Raw genomic sequence first — 23,583 nt, forward strand, 5'->3', positions numbered from 1 at the left:
CTGCCGGCGTCGAGGCGGTGATCCCGGCTAGGAGCAACCGCCGCAACCCAGCCCCGCACGACCGGGAGAAATACCGCTGGCGCAACCTGGTCGAGCGGCTGTTCAACAAGCTGAAGAACTGGCGCCGGGTCGCCACTCGCTACGACAAAACCAAAGAATCCTACCTTGGCTTCGTCGCCCTCGCTTCAATCAAACTCTGGATACCCTTTGTCCACGAAACCTAGAAGCACCTCTGCTCATGGAGGATTGGAACGGTACTTCTGTTCCAGGTCACGAGGTGTTCACAAGCCCTATGGCAACAACAACTCAGGATATGCGTCGTGCCAGATGCAAAGGGACGATAATCCGGGAAGCCAGTCAAACCACAGTCCCATACGGCGCGTTCGGCCACGAGAGACGCAAGCCGAGGGCCAAGATGCCTATCCCATCGCATATTGAGGCCGGGAGAATCATCAAGTCAGTGCTGGCGTCGGCGCAAAAACCGTATTCAGTAAACCAAAGAATGGATTCAGTCCGATCTACGCTGGAAGACTGGATGAGCAGTGAAATTCGACGAGACGAGTTGGACGGCCCGGAATTTTTCGATGTTTACTACCACGATGCTGATGAAACAGGGCCGTATACAGAGGCATCGAAATCATCAGAAGGGCTCATTCGGATTTTGGACGAACTGAAAGCAAAGCTCAGCGTGCATTATCCTGATTGCGCACCATTGAGGCAGCAATTCGGCAAGATCGACACAGCGATAAAGATAATTCGCAGTCATATCGCGAAACGCCAGGACCCCTGAGACGGACGGGCTGCTCTTTGATAGCCAAGAAGCAGCCCGCTTTCTATTGGCGCTGACGCTCAACCAGTCCGTGCAAGCTGGCAGTGGTAATACGCGTTGCTTTGCCAATTTTGACGGTTTCAAGTTCACCATGGGAGATCAGCTCATAGAGCTTTGTGCGCCCGACGCCGATCATGCGGGCAGCATCATTGACCCTTACGCAGATCGGCTCGACGGATTGCTGGCCGCTCATTCCGCTGGTTCCTCTTCACGGTAGTGAGCGGGATCGGCGATCCAGCGATTGATGGCTGACTCATGCCAGCCTGCACCGTGCACGCTGATCTTCACCTGTGACGGAAACGTGCCCTCGGCGATCTTGCGATAAATGGTGGAGCGGGAAAGGCCGGTGCGGTCGAGCACGGTCTTCAAGCGGATGATGCGTTCTGTATTGGACATTGGGCCTTCTCATTTTGACACTGGCAGCCCCTCTACGGAACATAATGAGAACATTTAAGGATAACGCAAGGTGTCGTCCCGAATTGAAAATCGGTTCTAACCGCCCCGGTTAGTGTGAAAGAGAGGGCTACGGATTTATTGAGACGTTCTTGGACAAGTGTCGGAGAAAGTTCTGCAAAGTAAGAAAATTTTCCCGTCGAGCAAATATCGTCACCCTGCGCGCGAATTCACGTCGTAAATGGCCAAATTGCGCGCCGAGCCTACCGAGATCTGCGCGAATCGAATGCGCTCAGCGCCCTGCCTCAGGTTTGCGAAATCGCAAGAACGCCAAGCTTAACTATGCGAATTGGCTAGGTTTCAAACCGGCAGCTTGCTCGCGGGGATCAGCGGGCCGTCACAGATGCGTTTGAGAAGGTCTGCCTGTTTCGGCTCCAGTCCGACGAGCAGCGTCAGGACGTTGAGCACGTTGATAAGTTCGCTGGTGTATTCAGGCAGCCAGTGATCGGGCTGGATATCGCCGAGAGGGGACGGCGGGCGTTTGTCGCCGATTAGGGGGCGTTCGCGGTCCTTGCGACGATAGCTGAACCACTGGCGGAGCACCTGCTTGCCGGAAACCTCATAGGCCCAGACTTCCGGTGACACATTGTCAATGAAGCCGGTGCCGACCAGCAGACGGCGCTTTGCCGCATCATAGTCCAGCGTGTCAGGGAAGCCCTCGGGCGTCGAAGGGATTGCGCCGTCCTTGGGGATGACCGGACCACCCTTCGCCACTCTGGGAGGCTGAGGCGGGTCTTCGGTGGCGAAGCGTTCACCGAAGGTGTGCAGGCGGACAACTTCGTGTCCCAGCTTGGTGGCTTCCGCGAACAGCGCGGCATCTGCGGTCAGAGGGACACGTAGGCCGGGACGGACGAGATCTTCGGCAAAACTGGCGGTGTAGGCCGGATGCGCGAGCAGTGCCGCGACATAGGCAAAGACATCGACCGGATCGACAGGCGCACCGAAAGCCTTGGCCAGCAGCGCGACGACGGCGGGGGATACATTTGACTCGGTCGCGGCGGCGTTTTTCCAGAGGGCGAAAGCGCGACCACCGCGACCGGCGTAGTGATGAAGGTCGGGAATTACGGCGAGAGCAGTCGCGCCAGGACCGTTGCTAGGAGCGCGGTCCATTGGTGCCGTGAGATAGACTTGCTTACTGCTGTAGTTGTCCCAGAGGCCGGGATTGGGGCGATTGATGAGTCGCTTGTCGGGGATGATCCATTGGCGGTCAAACGAACGGAAGCCGTATTGGGTCGGTTGAACCAGCTTTAGGGCAGCAGTCGCGTTGACCTTAAAAGCGGGATCATCACTGTCACGATGCGCAAGGCCGAATTCAATCGAGGCCAACTTCTCGTGATGGCCGGTGAGACCTTTATTTTCGGGTTTTGAGATAGTCCGGTCGCCACCTTGATGCGGCTGAAACCACTCTTCGCGCTTTGCCGCTTTCGGCTCGTCGATCAGCCGTTTCCAACGTTGCTTGAGCGACACTTGATCCGGCGCAATGATCCAAGTGCGCCCAGGCATTACACCCGAACCGCAATCGCCAATCACGGCGTCAAGCGGGGCAAAGGCGCCCCAACCTTCGCGCAGTTCGGGGAGAAATGGCGCACGCGGATCAGACGGGCAATCGCTCCATCCCTTGCCACCAAGCGTGACTGTTTTCAGCTCAGCGAATTTCTCATCACGCCGCCCTTTTGCCAGCGCACGGTAGCGCACCCTTGCAGCACCTTCGCCCGGTGTGCGTGAACGGCTGGCGAGCACAATGCAGACCGGGTGCTGCACGCCTTGGAATATGCGTGTCGCCACTTCTGGCTGATGCCCTTCAGGCGAACAATCGATCACCCAGATATCGTCGCACTGGCTGCGCAGATCGGCCCGCATCTTCTGGAAACCTTGGCCGTTGAGGAAGCCAGAAACAGTGATGTAGCAGACCATACCGGCGAGCTTTTCTTCGACCGGCGGCTGCTTGTCGCGCCCTCCCGCGCCTTGCTCGAAAACCTTCCACGCTGCCCAACGCCAAAAGTAGATGTAGAGGTTGCGCAGGTGCTTTGCATGCGTTCCGATCTTCCACGCCTTGGGCGGCTGCCAGTCGTTCAGCGGCGCACTCTTGTTCTTGTTTCCGCTCTCGATCCACGCACCCTTACCCTTGGCCTTTTCCTTGTAAGGCGGGTTGCCGATCACGACGGTAATCGGCTCGCTGCGCTTGACCTTGTTGGCCTCGGTCCGCGACTTGGAAATCTCGCGGTAGATACCCTGTCCGCTCTCGATATCGGCGTAGGGATCGCCCAGCGTATCGGTGACAAACAGGCGCGGCGTTGCGTCCGCACCTATTTCCAGCATCTCAGCCAGAAGTCGCAACTGCGCGACCGCAAACGCGCCGAACTGCAGTTCGAAGCCGATCAGCCGCCCGGCCACATCTTCCATCATAGGCGCTACCGCGCCGGGACCTCCGTGGTTCGCCTCGATGGTCGTTTTGATCCGCTCTATCGTGCCTAGAAGGAATGTGCCCGATCCAGTAGCGGGATCGACGATATGCACGTCGTTGCCAGCCAGCCCATCGGCAATGCCGAAGCGCGGGCTTTTCAATGCCTCGTCGCACAGCCGCACCATCGTGCGCACCACCTCGGGCGGGGTGTAATAGCTGCCCGTCAGCTTGCGCAGCTTGTTGTCGTAGACCTCGAGGAAGTTCTCATAGAAATAGAGCCAAGCCTCGGGATCGCCTTTCGACACCTTGGCCCACGAAACCTCGTCCAGCACACGGGTCAGCGTATCGAGCGCAGGGCCAAGGTTGAGGTCCTGTTCGGTCAGCAGCCGCAGCGCGGTGCCGATCAGCGTATTGGCCTTGCCCAGTTCCTTGGCGACATGATCCAGCCCGCCTGCCAGTGACATGTCCTTAGACTTAGCCATGAGCAGCCCGAAGGTGACCGCCTGGGCATATCCATCGGCGAACTTGTCATCATCCGCATCGGGAAAAAGCAGCGCTTTCCAGTCGTCCTTGAGGTCCGTCAGCTTGGTGTTCTTCTCAGACGCATTGAGCTGTTCGAGCACTTCGTCGCGCAGGAACCGGCACAGCCTCGCCGACACGCGGGCCAGCTCGTTGGCGCCCTTCGGAGCGATCGGTTTCCACGTCAGGAAATCGTTCAGCAGCGGCAGGAAGGTTTGCGGCGCGGTGAGCTTCGCGCCCGCATGTTCGACCCCGCCATCGAGGTGGACAATCTGACCAACCAGCGCACCATCACGCCACAGCGAGAAACTGTCGCCATCAGTATAGAGCAGATTGGGCAGCGCCTTCAGCTTGTCCCACTGTTCCTTGTCATGGCCTGCCTTCCATTTGCGCGGATCGGCACCCTTGCCCGGAGCCTTCACTTCGATGAAGCCGACCAGGGCATTGTTGACCTTGACCGCGTAGTCAGGCCGGGTGCGCATCTCGGCGAGCGAAGTTTCCCCCGTCATCACGAGATTTTTCACGACAGGATGAAGGATCGCCGCAACTTCTGCGAGCAGCGTTTCGAGCGGCGCGCGCAGCTGGTCTTCCGGCTGGCCGTCACCGCCAGCCAGCTTCGCCTTGGCCGATGCGCCAAAATCTCCCACAGCCTTTTCGATGGTGCTGGCTTGCGTCACCCGGTACCTCCCGTTCATATCATCTGGCACAGGGCGCGCGATGCCCGCAACGGCTTTGGATAAGTAAATGGCGGAAGACTCTGGCGATCTGTTCGGTGGCGCGGCCCAATTGGGCCTCGACCTCGGCGATTCCGCGCCCGCACCATCTTATGAGCCGGATCGTGACGAAGTACGCCGCGAATTGCAGGAAGTATTGGCCGAGGCCCGAAGCGCTCAGGAAGAATGCCCGTGGGATGAGCGGACCTTCAAGTATCACAAGGTAGTTTTCCCGCAGATGGCGAACTGGTTGCCCGAGGATGAGCGGGACCAGTTGCGATTCGAATTTGCCCAGGAAGTCGAGCGTATCGAGTTGCTGCTGGCAGCCTGATCACCGGCTGCTTTCAGCTTCCTGCTCCGCCTCAAACGCGCGCTTCCCTTTCCGCCGGAACAGCACCAGCGCTTGCTCGCCATCCGGCCAGCACAGCTTGGCGGCGACGGTGAGGAATGCACCGTAAAGCGCCGCGCGATCATCGTCCATCAGCTCAACAAGATCGGCCTTCACAACCAAGCCGCCAAGCTCGATCAGTTGCCGGGTTCGTTCGCGTCGCTTGACCTGCCATTCGCGCATGTCGGTTCGTGCCTTTGCCGCTTCAAGCCGATGCCGCGCCGCGCTTGCGCCAGCCCTCCCCGGTCGCTTTGTCGGTGTTGGCCACAGCTTCGAGCAGCGCGCCCGCCAGCACATCGGCATCGAGCGCGTCGGCCCCGGTTGCCGTGACCAGCGTACCGAGCTCGCGCACGCGGCGTTCCTTTAATTGCCTCGCCTTGTCGGCAACAGCCTTCAACTCCGAATCAAAATCGCGGGGTTTGCGCATATGTTATCTCCATCGTTGGTGTGATGGAGCCATGATAATCGGTGAGCTCTCCCAATGCAGTAAGGTCGCCGGGACAGTGTGAAACAGCCTAGTCCCGATCAGGATTTTATCATGAGAGGGCGCGCTTATACGTCGTGCCGACGCAGGCTTTGGGGTGTAACTGGATTGCCGACATGGCAATCTTTCACTTCAGCGCAAAGGTCATCGGAAGGTCGAGCGGACGCAGTGCCGTTGCGGCAGCGGCCTATCGTGCTGGCGAGCGATTGCACGATGAGCGGATCGACAGGACCCATGATTTCACCAACAAGGCAGGCGTTCTTCACTCCGAGATAATGCTGCCAAAGGGCGCGCCCGAAGCTTTCACCGACCGGGCCACATTGTGGAATGCGGTCGAGGCCGCCGAGAAGCGCAAGGATGCCCAACTCGCCCGCGAAGTCGAGTTCGCTTTGCCCCGCGAGCTTTCGAAGAAAGACAATGTCAAGCTGGCGCGTGAGTTCGTGAAGGCCGAGTTCGTCGAGAAAGGCATGATCGCCGATCTCAATGTCCATTGGGATATTGCCGAAGATGGCAAGGCCAAGCCGCACGCGCATGTCATGTTGACGATGCGCGAGGTGACGAAGGACGGCTTTGGCGCGAAGGTCCGCGACTGGAACAAGACCGCGCTGATCGAGCGGTTGCGCGAGCGTTGGGCCAATCACGTCAACCGCGCATTGGCGGAACGCGACATCGACGCGCGGATCGATCATCGCAGCCTGCAAGCGCAGGGGATTGCGCTGGAACCGCAGGACAAGATCGGCCCCGCCGCCTCACGCATTGGCGGACGCGGGCTGGAAGCCGAGCGGATCGAAGAGCACCGCGCCATTGCTCAGCGCAACGGCGAGCGGATCATCGCCAATCCGCCAGCAGGATGCGACCAGGCAGCTTGCAACAGGCCGCACCGGTGAAGCTATTCGCAGCTACGAGGAACGCGGCATGGTCCATGCCGCCGACACCCGCGAAGCTGCGCGCACGGCCCTGATCGAGCGTTGGGATCGGGAGCGTCAGGCCAGCCCAGACGACAGCCGGATCATCCTCACCCACACCAATGACGAGGTGCGCGAGCTGAACCAGATGGCGCGCGGAAAGATGCGCGAGGCTGGCGCGCTAGGGACCGATGCCACGATCAAGGCGGCACGCGGCGAGCGGCAATTTGCATCGGGCGACCGCATCATTTTCCTGCGCAACGAGCGCGGGCTTGGGGTGAAGAACGGCACGCTGGGCACAGTCGCAATGGCCAGCGCGCAACGCATGGCCGTCCGCACCGGTGATGGCCGCGAAGTTGCCTTCGACACCAAGGATTATGCCCATATCGATCATGGCTACGCAGCCACGATCCACAAGGCTCAGGGCATGACCGTGGACCGCGCCCATGTGTTCGCTACGCCGGGTATGGACAGCCATTCCGCCTACGTCGCCATATCGCGCCACCGCGAGGGGCTGGCGCTGCATTATGGCCGCGATGATTTTGGCAATCAGTCGAAGCTGGTTCGCACGCTGGGTCGTGAGCGGGGCAAGGATATGGCGGGCGACTACAAGCCCGAGCAGGCCTTCGCCGAACTGCGCGGGATCAGCTTCCTCGAGCGGATTATTGAGATGGTTCGGCATGTGCCGGAGAAGGCCAAGTCCATCTTCGGAAACTTCCGCCCGCACGCACGCCATCTTGAGCCAATCCCGGCGCACACAAACACCCAGAACGACCAGCGCCGCGCGGTAGAACGATACGCCCGTGCGCTTGGCGATATTGGCACGATGCAGGCCCAGGGTTTGCCCATTCTCCCACACCAGAAGGAAGCGCTGGAGAAGGCTGGAAAGGCCGTCGACGTGATCCGGCCCTATGCTGCCACCGATCTCGCCAAGGCGCTAGAGCGGCGTCCTGAACTAGTTGCAGAGGCCGCAGGCGGGCGCAGCCAGGAAGCCATGCGCGCCATGCAGCACGAAGCCGCAGTGCGCACCGATCCGGCGCTGCGAACCGAGCGCTTTGTCAGCGACTGGCAGGGACTTAGCACAGCACGCAAGCAGCTTGAGCAGCAAGGTGACCGCGCAGGCGCAGCCCGCGTGTCCGCGAAGCAGAATGAAATGGCGAAGTGGCTTGAACGCGATCCGCAGGTCGAAAGCTTGCTGCGCGGCAAGACCCGCGAACTTGGCATCGATCCCAAGCCCGAACGCAGCATCGCAAACGAACTCACCGCAACCGTTGCCGGCGAGCGCACCCGCGCCTTCCACATGGGCATTTAGGAGAAACGACATGGAAGACGATCACATCGAAGAAGTGCAGCTAGACCTTGAAGTCGAGGATCCGCCAACCCCGGAACCACAACCGGAGGCGGCGACGGAAACAGATCCGGCAACCGAAGCCTTCGCCCGCCTCGAAGGCGAAATGGCAATGGTGCGCCATACGGTGCAAAACATGGCCAGGGAGCGAGCCGACATCGTGATCCCGGACTACACCGCAACGCTCAGCCAGATGGCCGAACAGTTGGCACAGGTCTCGAAGACGTTGAGCACAATCGGCAGCAAGCCTGCCATCGAGATGACGCCGGAAGACGTTGCAGTCCAGATCAAACGCACCTCTCTCGACATGCTGCGCGACAGCAGCGACCTGTTCCGGCAGGGTCGCAAAGATCTGGACATCGCAACTGGTCGGCTCGCTGCAATTGTCGGGCGTGTCCGCACCGAGGCCGAGCAGAAGCGTCAGACCTGGCGCTTTGCAGGCGTCGGGCTGGTTGCCGGTATCCTGCTTTGGTCGATCCTTCCCGGCACCATCGCCCGCGCCATGCCCGAAAGCTGGCACTGGCCCGAACGGATGGCGCGTAAGGCTGTTGGTGAGCCGACCATCGTGGAGGCGGGCATTCGGTTGATCCGTTCTCAGAACCCCGGAGCATGGGAAGAGTTGGCGGCGGCGCAGCACATTCTCAGCGCAAACCGCGAAGCGTTGAATCGTTGCACGGAGCGGGCGGAAAAGGCGGAAACGTCGATTAGCTGTTCAATTCGGATTGAACCATGATGAACCTTCTACGGTATTGGGCCGATAATCGAGAACATTCAGATCTCAGCCTGCTACCTTCGAATTCTTCCGTGCAAAAGGACTCTGTTTTGCGCAGTCCTCCCTTGCATGTTTAGGGACAAAAACCGTTTAATGTTCTTTCTTTTAACTCCCTACGCATTGCCTTGCTCGAACCAGGCATGATGAGCCAGATGGGACGGATATTGCTCATCTGATCGGAAAGAAAATTTTATGCCGCAATCTGTCAAGGAACTCGCCTCAGAAATCATCCCAAGCCGCACAATTCTACTTTTTGGATCAGGTGCATCCATCCCGTCTGGAGCCCCAAGCGTAGAAGATTTGTGCATGCACTTGGCCAAGTCGTTCAAGCAGGAACGAGGAGACTACAACCTAGCAGAACTGACAGGCATTATAGAGCAAAAATCGCGTAGCCGCAGGCAAATGATTGATCGACTTAGGGAGCCATTTAACAACTTGCGACCCACTGGAGGCCTGCTGAATCTACCTCTTTTCTCTTGGCGGTCAATTTTTACGACAAATTATGAAACCCTCATCGAAGATACTTACGGCAGGGCAAAACGACCAATAATATCATATTCGAGCAACTTCGATTTCTCTAAGGAAGAGGTCGCCGACGCTACAAAGCTATTCAAACTTCATGGTACGATCGATGAGGATGTAAGCCTGGGCCATCAAAGCCGAATGATAGTCACAGAACACGATTACGAGCTGACAAATGACTATCGAGAACTGCTGTACGACCGGTTGAAAGCAGATTTGGCTGGCGGCCATCTTGTTATCATCGGCCACTCCCTAGCGGACCCTGACATAAGGGAGGTCGTCAATCGAGCTGCCAAGATCAATGCAGCCAGCTCTGGCGTAGGTAAGATTACGCTGCTTCTTTACACCCGCGACGAAGCTCGAGCGTCGTTGTTCGAAGCAAGGGGCATCGGTGTCGCATTTGGCGGAATCGACGACTTTTTTTCCGCTTTAGCGGACGAACAACCATCTCATCATCTGGTTTATGAAGAAACTGGCGACTTTTTCGACAGTGTCTCTGGCTTAAGGCCTCTCACGATCGATGTAGCTCATGCCCACAATGCCGCAGATGCGAATGCGAGCGCAATGTTCAATGGTTGGGCTGCTGGATATGGAGATATTGCCGCTCTCCTCACATTCGAACGCAATTGCTCTGCACTCCTGAGTGAAGACGTATTGAGTCGCGATATCGATTTTCCAGTGATACTCGGACCGAGCGGCGTGGGAAAAACAACGGCAGCTCGCCAAGCAATGGTCCGCCTTCACGCAAATGGAATGCACTCGTGGGAACACAAAGTCGACCATCCCTTTCGCAACGATCTTTGGGCAACGGTGGCCGAGAAGCTTCGAGACGCCCAAACCCAGGGGGTATTGCTGATAGATGACGCACACCTTCATTTGCGGGAAATCACGATTCTCGTCGATACGCTTGCAGCAGCACAAAATCGTCACCTGAAATTGGTTTGCGTATCGAGCAAGAACCATTGGTCCGGCCGGGTAAAGTCTCCAGCATTCTTCAAACAAGGTCGAGAGTATGAAATGAGCAGGCTGGAAGCCGCAGAGATTGAGAAACTTTTGAATTTGGTTGAACAGAACCCAACCTTCCGGCCACTCCTTGAAGATGACTTTAGCGGCTTTTCTAGAACCGAGCGTCGCCGTCGTTTGGTCGATCGATGCGAATCAGAAACGTTTGTCTGTCTTAAAAACATATTTGCGTCAGATAGTTTCGACGACATAATTCTACGCGAGTTTGCAGCGCTGTCTGAGCCGCTGCAAGACATCTACAAAGTTGTCGCAGCGACAGAACACGCAGGAGTTCGCGTACACCGGCAGATGGTAATAAGACTACTAGGGCTTGGAGCTGACAAAATCGGCGCCGTGCTTGAAAATCTAGAAGGTATTATTTCTGAATATTCGATCGATGAACGCGAAAATGTATACGGATGGAGAGGAAGGCACCCCGTAATTGTGGGCATAATTTCTCACTACAAATATAATGATATCGACAGCACTGTTGGACTTTTTGACCAAATAATTGACGCTATCTCCCCCACATACGAAATCGAGCGGCGCTCTCTTAGGGAGATTTGCAACCTTGAGACCGGACTAGCCCGCATCCCCGATAAGCGTGTCCAGAACCGACTATTGCGAAAGATCATCTCAATCGCGCCTGCGGAACGTGTACCTCGGCACCGCTTGATTAGAAACCTGTTAGACCTCGAAGATCTTGAAGGAGCAGAGACTGAGATCAAAATCTTCAAAAGTGATTTTGGACGCGACGCTCCAGCAACGAGATACGAGATTGATCTGATGGTAGCAAAGGCCGTCAGGACTATTGGAATCATGCATGAAGATCGAGTGGCACGGATCAATGATGCCGCCCAGCATGCTGCAAGCGCTGCGGACCAGTACGCGAATAACAAATCGATTTTGGCATCCTACTCCAGAGTAGGCATCGAATATTATCGCCTCACCGGACGTCATGAGGTTTTTGACGCAGCTATGATCGCTCTAAAGGCTGCAGAAAGTGCAGTTGGTGATCCTGACATTACATCGATCATTCGCCTCGCCGAGCGTCGCATACAAGGTGATGTGATCGAACCACTCAACCCGAATGCAAAATAGGATCGTTACCGGCCTTCGTAACCTCTCTCTGGAGCTCCTATTTCCAAGTAGCGACCCTCACTGATCATCGTCAACTTAGGCAATTCATTTGAAAGGCAACCATATGGGGCAATAGCTTATCTCTCGCACATGCCATGGAACGTGGTAGCCAACCAAGCCTCGCCAAGGCTCTGGCAGTCACCCAATGAGCTGTAGTAGGCGAGATGCCCTATTCGCTGCGATCAAAACTCTCTGGCGCAGTGGAATAGCCCGAGCAATAATTCCCCCACGCTTCCATCAGCTTAACCCGCGCGCCAGGATTATCTGAGGTGCCGAGATAGGTCGTGCGGCGATAGGCGGCCTGCACCGCATCTGGCGTCTTGTGCGCCAATGCCGCTTCGACAACCGCATTGGGGAAGCCTTCGTTCGCAGCCCAATCCGTGAAGCTGGAGCGGAAACCGTGGACATGGAAAGGCTCCTGCATGTCCCGCATGACCTTGAGCAGGGTCATGTTGGACATCGCCTTGCCGGTCATGCCGGGGAAAACCACTTCGGCTCCCTCAAGCCGCATTGCGTCCGCCTTCACGAGCACCGCCAAAGCTGCCTCTGAAAGCGGCACAATGTGCGCCCTGCTGCGCTTCATGTGTTCGGCTGGGATTGACCAAAGGCGCTGGTCCAGATCGAATTCGTCCCACTTCGCGAGCCGCACTTCCTGCGAGCGAACACCCGTCAGAATGAGCAGGTCGAGCGCGAGACGAGAGTAGGATGGCTTGCGGCGCAGCGCGGTCAGGAATGGAGGAACGGCTACATAAGGCATGGCCTTACGGTTTGCCGGTTTCTTGACCTGCCTAGGCAGCCCCCGCCCCGCTTTCAGGCTGCTGTTGCCCGATGGAGCCTCCGTGGAGCGCCATCCTTTTGCATGTGAGTAATCGAGGACCGCACAAATCCGGTTGCGAACCTGACGGGCTGTTTCGGGAATTTCCTGCCAGATCGGCGTAAGGACCGAGATAATGTCGGCAGCGGTGATTCCGCCAGTCGTCATGTCGCCCAATTTCGGGAAGGCGTAGTTCTCCAAACTGGCCAGCCACTGGCGACCATAGACATCACTCTTCCAGCCAGCCTCGTTCTCCGAATGATATTGGGTGGCAGCTTCGCGGAAGGTAACCTTGGCGGCTTCCTCGTCCTTTCGCTCCGTTAGCACGTCGCGCTTCTCGACCTTAACCGCCTTGCGTAGTTCGGCAGCTTTCGTGCGGGCCTCGGCCAGCGTCACCAGCTTTGCGCTACCCACTCCGATGTCGCGTCGCTTGCCATCCTGCTGGAGTCGTAAATTCCAGTAGGCACCCTCGCGTTTGTCCACTTTCAGAAATAATCCGTCACCGTCCTGATAGGTGCCCGGATTCGCCAAGGCTGCCTTGACCGCCACCGCCGTGAGTTTGCCCATTGCTCTACCCCCACACTTTTCGGGACCGAGTTGCGAAACCAAAGTGTGGGGGTAAGCCACTTTACCCCCACATTACCCCCACACTTGGCTCCGGTTGCAGGCAAATTGCAGCGGTCAAATGCGGACGGTAAGGGCGATAATACCCTTGGTTTTCTGCGATTTCTAGGGGTTTCCGGGGATGTGCTGAGAAAGGGCGGTGGTGGACAGGGCTGGATTCGAACCAGCGTACGCTTGCGCGGGCAGATTTACAGTCTGCTGCCTTTAACCACTCGGCCACCTGTCCACATGCCCTGCTCATCCGCGCGAAGGCGGTTTGCAAGCCCCGCCGCTGGCGAGGCTGTTCGGCCGAGACGCGCGCAATGGCGAAGCGGCGCTTGCCTGTCAATGGGGGTGCTGGCATCAGGGCCGCGGAAATTACCGAAATATCAGGAGTGAGACGTGGCAAAGGGCGAACGCAAGAAGGCCTTGCGCGGCAGGGCGGGCCGTATGCAGGGCGGACGAGGCAGCGGACGAGCCAGCACGGGCAGCGTGCGCCTGTGGGGCCGCCATGCCGTTGAAGCGGCGCTGAACAATCCGTCACGTAGTCACCGCAAGCTGTGGGCAACGCGCGAGGGCGTGGCTTCACTGGACGGCGAATTGCCCGCGGATTTTCCGGTGGAATATGCCGATGTGCAGGATCTCGGCCGGCTCGTCGCCCGCGATGCGCCGCACCAGGGGCTGGTCCTCGAATGTGCCGGGCTGGAAGACATGCATCTGGACGAGGTTCTGGACCAGGCCGAGGGGCGGGTGATCGTCTTTCTCGACCAGGTGACCGATCCGCATAATGTCGGCGCGATCCTGCGCTCTGCTGCGGCTTTCGATGCCGCCTGCATCGTGACGCAGGACCGCCATGCGCCGCCGGAAAGCGGCACGGTGGCGAAATCCGCATCCGGCGCGCTGGAAAGCGTGCCATGGGTGCGTGTCGTCAATCTGGCGCGGGCGCTGGAGCAGGTGGCGGAAGCCGGTTATTGGCGCATCGGCCTTGCCGGCGAAGCGGAAAGCAATCTGGCAGCAGCGCTGCCCACCGGCCCCGTGGCGCTGGTGCTGGGCGCCGAAGGGGAAGGCATGCGGCAGAATATCGCAAATCATTGCGATGCGCTCGCCCGTCTGCCGATCAGCAGCACGATGGAAAGTCTGAACGTCTCCAATGCCGCTGCCGTCGCGCTATATGCAATCGCCACACGCGCTGGCTGACCTGTCGCAGGACCGAAACGAACAACGCCGCATCGGACCGGTCCGATGCGGCGTTACTCCTGCCGGTGGCAGATAAGTCTGCCGCTAGTGGAGATTCTTAGTTCACTGCATCTTTCAAACCCTTGCCGGCCTTGAATTTCGGCTGGTTCGACGCCTTGATCGTCATCGGTTCACCCGTGCGCGGGTTACGGCCCGTCGATGCCTTGCGTTTCGCGACGGAGAACGTGCCGAATCCCACGAGGCGGACTTCGTCACCCTTGGACAGAGCCTGGGTGATGGCGTCGAAAACGCCTTCCACGGCGCCGGAAGCGTCGCTTTTCGAAAGGCCGCTCGAGTCCGCCACTGCAGTGATCAGATCATTCTTGTTCATGGATAAGTCCCCCTAATTCTGTTCTTTTCAGCGTTGTCGGTGAATCGCCTCGCCGATGGCGCGCAAATTGAGCCGGTTTGCGGCAGGCTGTCAAAGAAAAAACCGCAGAAAACTGCGCTTTCGCTCCTTATCGAGCAGCTTTTGCGACGAACCGATTGTCGAACTGCTGTGCAGCCGACCCTTGCCCCCCCGATACCGGACCGGGAGAACAAGTGGCCGGCTCGCCCTTACTCAATGCGCTGTCGCCACCCCGCCCTGCCCGTGGATGATCGCCGCAGGCTGGCTGGCGAGGTCGTCCGCCTCGGTCCATTCGATTTCCGCAGTCGGCCGCGTCAAGGCATGTTGCAGCACCTGATCGACATGCGACACCGGTACGATCTCCAGCCCTTCGGTCACATTACCGGGTATCTCGGCAAGATCCTTCACATTCTCTTCAGGGATCAGCACGGTTTTCATCCCGCCGCGCAGGGCGGCCAGCAGTTTTTCCTTCAATCCGCCGATCGCCAGGACTCGGCCGCGCAGCGTCACTTCGCCGGTCATGGCGACATCGGGCCGCACCGCGATCCCCGTCAGCGTCGAAACGATGGAGGTGACCATGCCCACACCGGCACTCGGCCCATCCTTCGGCACCGCGCCTTCGGGCAGGTGGATATGGATGTTCTTGCGCTGGAAAATGCTCGGCCTGATGCCATAGGCGGGCGCCCGCGCCTTCACGAAACTGAAGGCTGCGGCCACGCTTTCGTTCATCACGTCGCCCAGCTTGCCCGTCGTCTTGATCTCGCCCTTGCCCGGCGTGGTGACGCTTTCGATCGTCAGCAGTTCACCGCCGACTTCGGTCCAGGCGAGGCCGGTCACGGCACCGATCTGCGCATCGTCTTCGCCCATTCCGTGCTTGAATTTCCTGACGCCTGCGAAATCGCCCAGATTATCGGGCGTAATCGTTACGCTGGTCACGTCTTTCTCCAGGATCTTGCGAAGGGTCTTGCGCGCCAGCCGCGCGATTTCGCGCTCCAGCGTGCGGACACCGGCCTCCCGCGTGTAGTAGCGGATAAGATCGCGCAGCCCTTCTTCGGTCAGTTCGAATTCGCCCTCTGCAAGCCCGTGTTCGTCGACGACCTTGGCGATCAGGTGACGCTGGGCGATCTCCACCTTTTCATCTTCGGTATAGCCTTCCAGCCGGATGATCTCCATCCGGTCGAGCAGCGGCTGGGGAAGGTTCAGGCTGTTCGCCGTCGTCACGAACATCACGTCGCTGAGATCAATGTCCAGCTCCAGGTAGTGATCCTGGAATTTCGAATTCTGCTCGGGATCCAGAACCTCGAGCAGGGCCGAAGCCGGATCGCCGCGGAAGTCCTGCCCCAGCTTGTCGATTTCATCGAGCAGGAACAGTGGATTGGACTTGCCCGCCTTCTTCAGATTGGTGACGATCTTGCCCGGCAGCGAGCCGATATAGGTGCGCCGGTGCCCGCGGATTTCCGCCTCGTCCCGCACGCCGCCAAGCGACTGGCGGATGAATTCACGCCCGGTCGCACGCGCGATGCTCTTGCCGAGGCTGGTCTTGCCGACACCGGGAGGGCCGACGAGGCACAGGATCGGGCCTTTCAGCTTGTTGGTCCGCGCCTGCACCGCGAGATATTCGACGATCCGGTCCTTGACCTTCTCCAGCGCATAGTGATCCGCATCCAGCACCTTTTGCGCTTCGGCGATGTCCTTCTTGATCTTGCTTTTCTGCCCCCAGGGAAGGCCAAGCAACACGTCGAGATAGTTGCGGATGACGGTGGCTTCGGCGCTCATGGGCTGCATACCCTTGAGCTTCTTCAGTTCGCTCTCGGCCTTGGCCTTCGCTTCCTTCGGCATCTTCAGCTTGTCGATGCGTGACTGGAGTTCGGCGAGTTCGTCCTGCTCGCCATCTTCGCCGCCCAGCTCGTTCTGGATGGCCTTCATCTGTTCGTTGAGATAATATTCGCGCTGCGTCTTTTCCATCTGGCGCTTTACGCGGCCGCGGATCTTGCGCTCCACCTGCAGGACCGACAATTCGCCTTCCATGAAGGCCATCACCATCTCCAGCCGCTTCAGCGGATCGGGCTCGGTCAGCAGCGCCTGCTTGTCCGACACCTTCACATTCAGCGCACCGGCAACGGCATCGGCCAGCAGCCCGGCATCGTCGATTTCCGGCAATTCGTCGCCCGCGCCCTCGCCCAGCTTCTTGTTCAGCTTGGCATATTCGCCGAATTGTTCGACGATCTGGCGCATCATCGCCGTCACTTCGCTGCCTGCGGCGGTCTGCTCTTCGTTCACGGTCACTTCCGCGACGGTGAAATCGCCTTCGTCCCGCAGATTTTCCAGCGTCGCACGTGCACCACCTTCGACCAGAACGCGAACGGTGCCGTCGGGCAGTTTGAGCAACTGGACGATCTGGGCGATCACGCCGACATCATAGAGATCGTCCCGCTGCGGATCGTCGCAGGCAGGGTCCAGCTGAGCCAGCAGGAAGATGTCCTTGCTGCCTTCCATCGCCGCCTCCAGCGCGGCGACCGATTTGTCGCGGCCCACGAACAGGGGAACGACCATGTCGGGAAACACGACGATGTCGCGCAAGGGCAGGAGGGGTAGTAATGTCATGCAGATACTTTCGCTCGATTGGCCCGGCAAATCAGCAGCCGGGCGGCGCTATCCATGGTCGTTATATGGGTAGCATCGCCGCCCGCTGCAACAGCCCTGCACGGTGGCGGCGTCAGCTCATCCCGGGCAGATTGAAGCCGGGGGGAAGACCGATACCCGCCTGCGCCTTCTGCATCTCCTCATTAGCCACGCGGTCGGCCCTGGTGCGCGCATCGTTGAAAGCGGCGGCAACGAGGTCTTCCAGCATCTGCTTCTCTTCCGCCTTCATCAGGCTGTCGTCGATCGCGACGCCCAGCATCCGGCCCTTGGCCGTGCAGCGCACCTTCACCATGCCGCCACCAGCTACGCCTTCGACCTCGATCCCGTCGAGCTTGGCCTGGGTTTCGTTCATCTGCGTCTGGATCTGTTCGGCGGCCTTCTGCGCTGCCTGAATCATTTCTTCCATGGATTGCATTGTCTTATTCTCCGGTCATGCGTTTCTGCTGAAAGCTATTTCCCGCCGCGGCGGCATATCGTCATTCTCGATCAATTCGGCATCGGGAAAGGCGGCGAAGGCTGCCTCGACCAGCGGATCGCGGCGAAGTGCGGCCCTGGCATCGGCTCTGGCGCTTTCCGCCTGTTCCACGATGGAGGGCTGCGCTTTGGCCGCGGCTTCGCCGTCGGCGCGTTCGACTTCCCAGCGCTGCCCCGTCGCTTCGAGAAGCGCCTGCCGCAATTGCGGGCTGAAATCATTGTCGAAGCCCTTGCTCATGGCATAGACGAGGCGGCCCGGCTCCAGCGTGACGATACGCAGCTGCATCCGCAACTGGTCGGCGACCAGCATGCCGGCGACCCCTTCGATGCGGTCGACCAGTTCGGCCCAGTCAAGTTGCCGTGCCGGCTGCGCGACAGGCGCAGCCGAAGCCGGTTGTGGCGCGCCGCTACCATCGCCTGCCTGCGACCGCGGCGCAGCAGCGATGCCGTTCACGGCTAGGTCCTGCAATTGCTGCGCCAATCTGCCCGGATCGGGCAGATCGGCGGCATGCAGCACCCGCAACAGCGCCATCTGCGCCGCGACCAGCGGATCGGGCGCCAGCTTCACCTCGTCATGCCCTTTCAGCAGCAATTGCCACAGGCGGTGCAATTGCCCGGCGGACAGTTTTGCCGCCCATTCGGTGAGAATGGCGCGCCCTGCCGCATCGGGCGCATCCGCTTCGCCGCCGACCTGCGTGACGGTGATGCGATGCGCGAAATCCATCATCGCCCGCATCAAGGCGAGCGGCTCGACACCCAATGAGTATTGATCTGCAATGCCGCCCAGCAGCGCCCTGGCATCGCCTTCCAAAATGTTGGCGAACAGGCGGCGCTGCGCCGTCTTATCGGCAAGCCCAAGCATGTCGCGCACGCGCTGCGCCGTGACCGTGCTGCCTTCGCCTTCGTTTTCATCGCCGCCCATGTCGGCATGGGCGATGGCCTGATCGAGGATCGACAGGCCGTCACGTACCGAACCTTCGGCCGCGGCGGCAATCATAGCGATCGCCTCGTCCTCGGCCTCGACATTCTCGCGCCGGCAGATGCTTGCGAAGTGCTGGCCCAGCATTTCTGCCGGTATCCGCCGGAGATCGAAACGCTGCGTCCGGCTGAGCACGGTGATCGGCAGCTTATCCACCTCGGTGGTCGCGAACAGGAACTTCACATGTGCAGGCGGCTCCTCAAGTGTCTTCAGCAAGGCATTGAAAGCATTGCGGGACAGCATGTGAACTTCGTCGATGATGTAGATCTTGTACCGCGCCGAGACGGCGGCATAACGCACGGCCTCGATAATCTCGCGCACGTCGTCCACGCCGGTATGGCTGGCAGCGTCCATCTCGATGACGTCGATATGACGCCCTTCCGCAATGGCGAGGCAGGGTTCGCACTCACCGCAGGGGTCGATGGTGGGGCCGCCCTGCCCGTCCGGGCCGATGCAATTGAGGGCCTTGGCAATAAGGCGCGCAGTGCTGGTCTTGCCCACGCCGCGCACGCCGGTCATCAGGAAGGCATGGGCCAGCCGGTCCCGCTCGATCGCATTGCCCAGCGTGCGGACCATGGGTTCCTGCCCGATCAGTTCCGAAAAGGTCTGCGGCCGGTACTTGCGCGCCAGCACCCGATAAGGCTGCGCTGCGGCGGGTGCCCCCGGCCCGGCTTCGGAGTTGCCGTTGCCCCCGGATGGTGCGGGTTCAGGGGCAGCACCGAACAGGGCCGACTGCCCTGCAGCCTCGAGCTCGGCGGCTGACGGAGATTCGTCGTCCAGATCGGAGCCCGTCCCTAAAGAACCTGTATCCCACGGTGGAGAATCGGAAATTTGCGATGAATCACCCATATCCCTAAACTAGGGCCTGGTCGCCGGAATGTCATGGGGCTTTGCCGGATATCCGCCGCCGCGGCTGGCAGGAAAGGAGCCGAACGACCCGCCGCAATCCGGTATGGCTGCTTCCTTCCGGACCTGACCAGGTTAACGAACGCAAACGTCCGCCCGACTCCCGCGCGCCATATGGCGAAAGGTGGCGAGTTTGTCCAGACCGCTTGCCGACGTGATGCCGGTTTCAGCGGAAATTGTCGGCGTAGGCCTGCAGCTTGAGCTTGCGCGGGGGTGTCGGCTGCACACGGGCGGGGATGCCATATCTGTCGGCATAGGCCCGCGCTTCGGCAACATCGCTGAAGGTGAGTTGTACCTGTGCCTGTGTGTCGCCGCTGCCGATCCAGCCCATCAGCGGATCGGCCCGGCGCGCTTCGCTCTGTTCGAATTCCAGCACCCATTCATCGGTCCGCGCACGGCCGGACTGCATGGCGCTTCTGGGGCGTTGATAGATACGTGCAGGCATAATCATGCAATTGCGCCCATGTCCGGCGAAAATCAAGACCTGGCGAAGGCGTTCTTTGTCTTGAGGCTGGGCTTTTCGGTCCAGGGTTCGTCCGGCCAGCGGTGCCTGGGATAGCGGCCCTTCATGTCCTTCACCACGTCGCGCCAGCTGCCCCGCCAGAACCCCGGCAGGTCGCGGGTAGACTGGATCGGACGACCGGCCGGGCTGGTCAGTTTCAGCAGCAGCGGCGTGTCGCCGACAAAGGGGTGCCGGTCGAGGCCGAACAGCGCCTGCACGCGGACCGCGACGCCGGGTGCATCGTCGCCCGTGTAGTCGATGGAATGGCTCGTTCCGGCCGGGGAGGTGTAGTTGCGCGGGGCGAGACGATCCAGTTTCTGCCGGTCGTCCCAGTCGACAAGGCTCAGCGCGGCTTCCGCCAGCTTCCCCGGCGAAACCGCAAGATCGCGCCGCCCATGCAGCAGCGGCACCAGCCAGATTTCGGCATCCGCTGCCAGTCGGTTCGGGTCGAGCGCGGCGATGCCAGCAAAACGCCCCCTCGCCAGCAGGTCGGCAGGCAAGAACGCCCCGATCCGTTCGCATGCGCGTTCCAGCAACATGGCCTCCACCGCGGCGCTGTCGGGTTCCGCGTCAGGGCCGGTCGCCATTACGATCGCACCCAGCCGGCGCTCCACCCGCGCTTCGATGCGGGCGGGATCCTGTCCATCGTTCCAGCGCAGGACGCTGCGCTGCGCGATCCGGTCGCCCAGCCAGAGTTCCACCTCGGCCTGCGTGAGCGGCAGGGCGGCGGTGATCCGCGCGCCTTTCGCCTGCCCCTGTGCGTCACCGATCGCCAGCCACTCCGCCCGCGCAAGCGGGGAAGCAGGATCGAGAACATAGCCGCGGCCCCCTGCCGAGGCCCAGTGCTCGCCGGTTGCATCGCGCCGCCGGGCAAGATGACCGGGCATGGCGCGCGCCAGCAGAATACCGGGCGGCGGTGCCCGGGCACCCTCGCTGTCGCTGACCATCAGCCGTTCTGCCTGCCTGGCCCACCTGCCCGCCAGCTTCTTCGCGGCGATGGCCCTGCTGCCGCCATCAGAATGCCATCGCTCCAGCCGCTGCGCCAGATCCTCGCCACTGCCGCCCAGTCCACGTTCCTGAAGCAGCAGCGCGATCCGCGCCGCTTCGCCCGCGGCACCGGATCTTGCGCCATGCAGAACCATTGCCGCCATCGCCGGAGCCATCGGCAGGCGAGACAGTTTTTCGCCGAATTCGGTGAGCCGACCGGCGGCATCGAATGCGCCCGCCAGCCGCAATTGAGCCGTCGCAGCGGCCAGCGCCGGTGCGGGCGGCGGGTCGAGCCACCGCAGATCGAGCGGATCGCCCGAACCCCAGCGCGCCAGTGACAGGGACAGCGGTGCCAGATCGGCACTGACGATTTCGGGCGCGGTAAAGGCAGGGCGTCCCGCATGCGCCGCCTCTGCCCACAGGCGATACGCCACGCCGGGGCCGGTACGCGCCGCCCGCCCCGCCCGCTGCGCCGCTGCCGCTTGCGATGCCCGTACCGTCACCAGCCGGGTCGTGCCGGCGGCCTTGTCATATTCGGCATTGCGAGCCAGCCCGCTATCCACCACCACTGAAACGCCCTCCAGCGTCAGCGAGGTTTCCGCAATCGCCGTGGCCAGCACGATCCTGCGCCGCCCCTCCGCATCGCGGCGAATCGCTGCCCGCTGCTGCGGCGGGCGCACCTGACCGTGCAGCGGCAGGATCGGCACACCGGGCAGCCTGGCGGCGAGCCTTTCCTCCACTCGCTCGATCTCGCGAACGCCCGGCAGGAAGGCAAGAATATCGCCCTGCTCCTCCCGCCAGGCCTGCATGATGGCCAAGGTCGTCGCATCCTCCATCCGCAGGTCTGGCCGCGCACCGCACCATTCGATCCGCAGCGGAAATGCTTTCCCCTCGCTCTCGATTACCGGTGTTTCGGGGCCGAGCAGGCTGGCGAAGCGCGCACCGTCGATGGTCGCCGACATGACGCAGATGCGAAGATCTTCGCGCAGGATCTCGCGGGTTTCCAGCGCCAGAGCCAAGCCGAGATCACTGTCGAGATGCCGTTCATGCGCCTCGTCGAACAGGACCGCGCTCACTCCGGAAAGGTCCGCATCCGCAACGATGCGCGAGACGAAAATCGCTTCCGTCATCACCAGGATACGCGTTGCCGCAGACTGCCTGCTGTCCATCCGGGTGAGATAGCCGACCGTCTGGCCCACAGCTTCGCCCAGCATTTCCGCCATGCGTTCGGCAGCGGCGCGCGCAGCGACGCGGCGCGGGCTGGTGATGACGATCGTGCCGGTGCACCATTCCTGCCTCAGCAAGGCCGGAGCGACCGCCGTGGTCTTGCCCGCACCGGGCGGAGCGACGAGAACGGCGCCGTTGCCTTTCCCTAGTGCTTCCAGCAGTGCCGGCAACGCGGCGTGGATCGGAAGCCTGTCTTCAGTCACGGCCGGACGCCTGCGCTAACGCCAGACTGCCACATGGATCGACGCTCAGTAGAAACGCGCCACGGCGAATTCGGCAGCCTCGGCCATCGCGCGGCGGGCCTTGCCATCGGGGAAAATCGAGATCGCCTCGATGGCGCGGCTGGCGAAATGCCGGGCGCGGTCGCGGGTTGCGGCCACCGTGCCGTGCTTCTCGATCAGGCCGATGGCTTCGCCCAGATCGCCGTCGGACGTGCGGTGGCCGCCAATGGCGGATTTCCAGAAGGCGCGTTCCGCCTCGTCTCCACGGGCATAGGCGAGGATGACCGGCAGCGTCATCTTTCCCTCGCGGAAGTCGTCGCCGCGGGTCTTGCCCATTTCCGCCGCACTGGAATCATAATCGATGGCATCGTCGACAAGCTGGAACGCGACGCCCAGATTGCGACCGTAATCATCGAGCGCCTGCTCCTGACGGTCGTCGCATTCGGCGACCACGGCCGAAATCCGGCTGGCTGCCGCGAAAAGCGCGGCGGTCTTGGCGCCGATGATGGCGAGGTAGCGTTCCTCGCTCGTTTCGATCTGCCGCTGGGCGGTCAGCTGGTCGACCTCTCCTTCGGCGATGATCGAGCTGGCGGACGAAAGGATCTTCAGCACTTTCAGGCTGCCCTCCTCCACCATCAGTTCGAAAGCGCCGCTGAACAGGAAATCGCCGACAAGCACCGTGGCCGGATTGCCGAAGATGATGTTCGCCGCCGCCTTGCCGCGCCGCAGGTCCGACCCGTCGACCACATCGTCATGCAGCAGGGTGGCGGTGTGGATGAATTCGACAGCGGCGGCGAGGCGATGATGGCGGGTGCCCTGATAGCCGACCAGTTCAGCGCCGGCCAGCGTCAGCATCGGGCGCAGCCGCTTGCCTCCGCCGGAAATGAGATGCCCGGCAAGAGCCGGGATCAGCGGGATCTCGCTCTGCATCCGATCGAGGATGATGGAATTGACCGAATTCATGCCGCCCGCGGTCAGGGCCAGGATGGGATCGAGCGATGGCTGCCCTCCGTCAGCCGATCGGACGCTTTCGGATCGCTTGCGCGGGAGGGGGACCACTTCGGCCGTCATAGTGCAGGCGCAGATGGGCGATGCGTTCCTGATTGGCAAGTCATGCCGGGACGAAATCGCCATTCTGCCGGATGGATCGACCTTCGCGCGCA

At 60.7% G+C, this 23,583-nt stretch carries 18 protein-coding genes, 1 tRNA gene, 1 other RNA gene and 2 pseudogenes; 7 read left to right on the forward strand and 15 right to left on the reverse strand.

Annotated features, from left to right (window positions below; translation table 11 throughout):
• Nucleotides 1–224, forward strand: a pseudogene (locus HG250_RS01130) (IS5 family transposase); the annotation flags it as partial.
• Nucleotides 225–313: 89 nt separating this feature from the next.
• Nucleotides 314–790, forward strand: a complete 477-nt coding sequence (locus HG250_RS01135; protein WP_277348054.1) for a DUF5623 domain-containing protein — start codon at nt 314–316, stop codon at nt 788–790.
• Between the two features lie 43 nt (nt 791–833).
• Here HG250_RS01135 and HG250_RS01140 read toward each other — a convergent pair whose 3' ends face one another.
• From HG250_RS01140 to HG250_RS01150, 3 genes are all read right to left on the reverse strand, one after another.
• Nucleotides 834–1,022 carry a helix-turn-helix domain-containing protein gene (locus tag HG250_RS01140; RefSeq protein WP_170002018.1) on the reverse strand — a complete coding sequence of 63 codons (189 nt, stop codon included), beginning with the start codon at nt 1,020–1,022 and terminating at the stop codon, nt 834–836.
• Nucleotides 1,019–1,225, reverse strand: a complete 207-nt coding sequence (locus HG250_RS01145; RefSeq protein WP_067673162.1) for a helix-turn-helix transcriptional regulator — start codon at nt 1,223–1,225, stop codon at nt 1,019–1,021. The genes HG250_RS01140 and HG250_RS01145 overlap by 4 nt, the downstream gene beginning before the upstream one ends.
• 357 nt (nt 1,226–1,582) lie before the next feature.
• Nucleotides 1,583–4,882, reverse strand: a complete 3,300-nt coding sequence (locus HG250_RS01150; RefSeq protein WP_205763482.1) for a type ISP restriction/modification enzyme — start codon at nt 4,880–4,882, stop codon at nt 1,583–1,585.
• A 67-nt stretch (nt 4,883–4,949) separates the two neighbouring features.
• Here HG250_RS01150 and HG250_RS01155 point away from each other — a divergent pair, with 67 nt between their 5' ends.
• Nucleotides 4,950–5,249: a hypothetical protein gene (locus HG250_RS01155; protein WP_170002020.1), complete on the forward strand. Its 300-nt coding sequence runs from the start codon at nt 4,950–4,952 to the stop codon at nt 5,247–5,249.
• On the opposite strand, the gene HG250_RS01160 is transcribed toward HG250_RS01155, so the two are convergent.
• The gene (locus HG250_RS01160) at nt 5,250–5,489 is read right to left on the reverse strand and encodes a conjugal transfer protein TraD (protein ID WP_170002022.1); all 240 of its coding nucleotides are present in this window, start codon (nt 5,487–5,489) and stop codon (nt 5,250–5,252) included.
• Nucleotides 5,490–5,511: 22 nt separating this feature from the next.
• A complete protein-coding gene (locus HG250_RS01165; protein ID WP_170002024.1) occupies nt 5,512–5,733 on the reverse strand; it encodes a conjugal transfer protein TraD in 222 nt (73 codons plus the stop codon).
• Nucleotides 5,734–5,906: 173 nt separating this feature from the next.
• Here HG250_RS01165 and mobQ point away from each other — a divergent pair.
• The 3 genes and pseudogenes from mobQ to HG250_RS01180 all read left to right on the forward strand — a co-directional run bounded on the left by mobQ (nt 5,907) and on the right by HG250_RS01180 (nt 11,440).
• A pseudogene (mobQ, locus tag HG250_RS01170) lies at nt 5,907–8,007 on the forward strand (MobQ family relaxase).
• Between the two features lie 10 nt (nt 8,008–8,017).
• The gene (locus HG250_RS01175) at nt 8,018–8,776 is read left to right on the forward strand and encodes a DUF6118 family protein (protein WP_170002026.1); all 759 of its coding nucleotides are present in this window, start codon (nt 8,018–8,020) and stop codon (nt 8,774–8,776) included.
• A 231-nt stretch (nt 8,777–9,007) separates the two neighbouring features.
• Complete coding sequence (locus HG250_RS01180) at nt 9,008–11,440, forward strand: SIR2 family protein (RefSeq protein WP_170002028.1); 2,433 nt, start codon at nt 9,008–9,010, stop codon at nt 11,438–11,440.
• A gap of 208 nt (nt 11,441–11,648) precedes the next feature.
• Here the strand turns inward: HG250_RS01180 and HG250_RS01185 are convergent, their stop codons facing one another.
• Both HG250_RS01185 and HG250_RS01190 read right to left on the reverse strand, forming a co-directional pair.
• Complete coding sequence (locus HG250_RS01185; RefSeq protein ID WP_170002030.1) at nt 11,649–12,860, reverse strand: tyrosine-type recombinase/integrase; 1,212 nt, start codon at nt 12,858–12,860, stop codon at nt 11,649–11,651.
• Nucleotides 12,861–13,057: 197 nt separating this feature from the next.
• A tRNA-Tyr gene (locus HG250_RS01190) sits at nt 13,058–13,143 on the reverse strand.
• Between the two features lie 155 nt (nt 13,144–13,298).
• Between HG250_RS01190 and rlmB the strand changes: the two genes are divergently transcribed.
• A complete protein-coding gene (gene rlmB, locus HG250_RS01195) occupies nt 13,299–14,093 on the forward strand; it encodes a 23S rRNA (guanosine(2251)-2'-O)-methyltransferase RlmB (RefSeq protein ID WP_338103815.1) in 795 nt (264 codons plus the stop codon).
• A 97-nt stretch (nt 14,094–14,190) separates the two neighbouring features.
• Here rlmB and HG250_RS01200 read toward each other — a convergent pair whose 3' ends face one another.
• The 8 genes from HG250_RS01200 to HG250_RS01235 form a co-directional block, all read right to left on the reverse strand.
• Nucleotides 14,191–14,463 (reverse strand): HU family DNA-binding protein, encoded by a 273-nt coding sequence (locus HG250_RS01200; RefSeq protein ID WP_170002032.1) that lies wholly within the window; start codon nt 14,461–14,463, stop codon nt 14,191–14,193.
• A 231-nt stretch (nt 14,464–14,694) separates the two neighbouring features.
• Nucleotides 14,695–17,085 (reverse strand): endopeptidase La, encoded by a 2,391-nt coding sequence (lon, locus tag HG250_RS01205; protein WP_170002034.1) that lies wholly within the window; start codon nt 17,083–17,085, stop codon nt 14,695–14,697.
• A 112-nt stretch (nt 17,086–17,197) separates the two neighbouring features.
• On the reverse strand, nt 17,198–17,539 hold the full coding sequence (locus tag HG250_RS01210) for a YbaB/EbfC family nucleoid-associated protein (RefSeq protein WP_170002036.1): 342 nt from the start codon (nt 17,537–17,539) through the stop codon (nt 17,198–17,200).
• 15 nt (nt 17,540–17,554) lie between these two features.
• Nucleotides 17,555–19,426, reverse strand: coding sequence for a DNA polymerase III subunit gamma/tau (locus HG250_RS01215; protein ID WP_170002038.1), 1,872 nt, complete (start codon nt 19,424–19,426; stop codon nt 17,555–17,557).
• A 69-nt stretch (nt 19,427–19,495) separates the two neighbouring features.
• Nucleotides 19,496–19,590: signal recognition particle sRNA small type (gene ffs, locus HG250_RS01220), an RNA gene on the reverse strand.
• Nucleotides 19,591–19,649: 59 nt separating this feature from the next.
• The gene (locus tag HG250_RS01225; protein WP_170002040.1) at nt 19,650–19,928 is read right to left on the reverse strand and encodes an ETC complex I subunit; all 279 of its coding nucleotides are present in this window, start codon (nt 19,926–19,928) and stop codon (nt 19,650–19,652) included.
• A gap of 32 nt (nt 19,929–19,960) precedes the next feature.
• Nucleotides 19,961–22,402, reverse strand: coding sequence for an ATP-dependent helicase HrpB (gene hrpB, locus HG250_RS01230; protein WP_170002042.1), 2,442 nt, complete (start codon nt 22,400–22,402; stop codon nt 19,961–19,963).
• Between the two features lie 45 nt (nt 22,403–22,447).
• The gene (locus tag HG250_RS01235; RefSeq protein ID WP_170002044.1) at nt 22,448–23,491 is read right to left on the reverse strand and encodes a polyprenyl synthetase family protein; all 1,044 of its coding nucleotides are present in this window, start codon (nt 23,489–23,491) and stop codon (nt 22,448–22,450) included.
• Nucleotides 23,492–23,583: the final 92 nt, after the last annotated feature.

The organism is Pseudopontixanthobacter vadosimaris (assembly GCF_012979275.1).
GTDB classification, from domain to species: Bacteria; Pseudomonadota; Alphaproteobacteria; order Sphingomonadales; family Sphingomonadaceae; genus Pseudopontixanthobacter; species Pseudopontixanthobacter vadosimaris.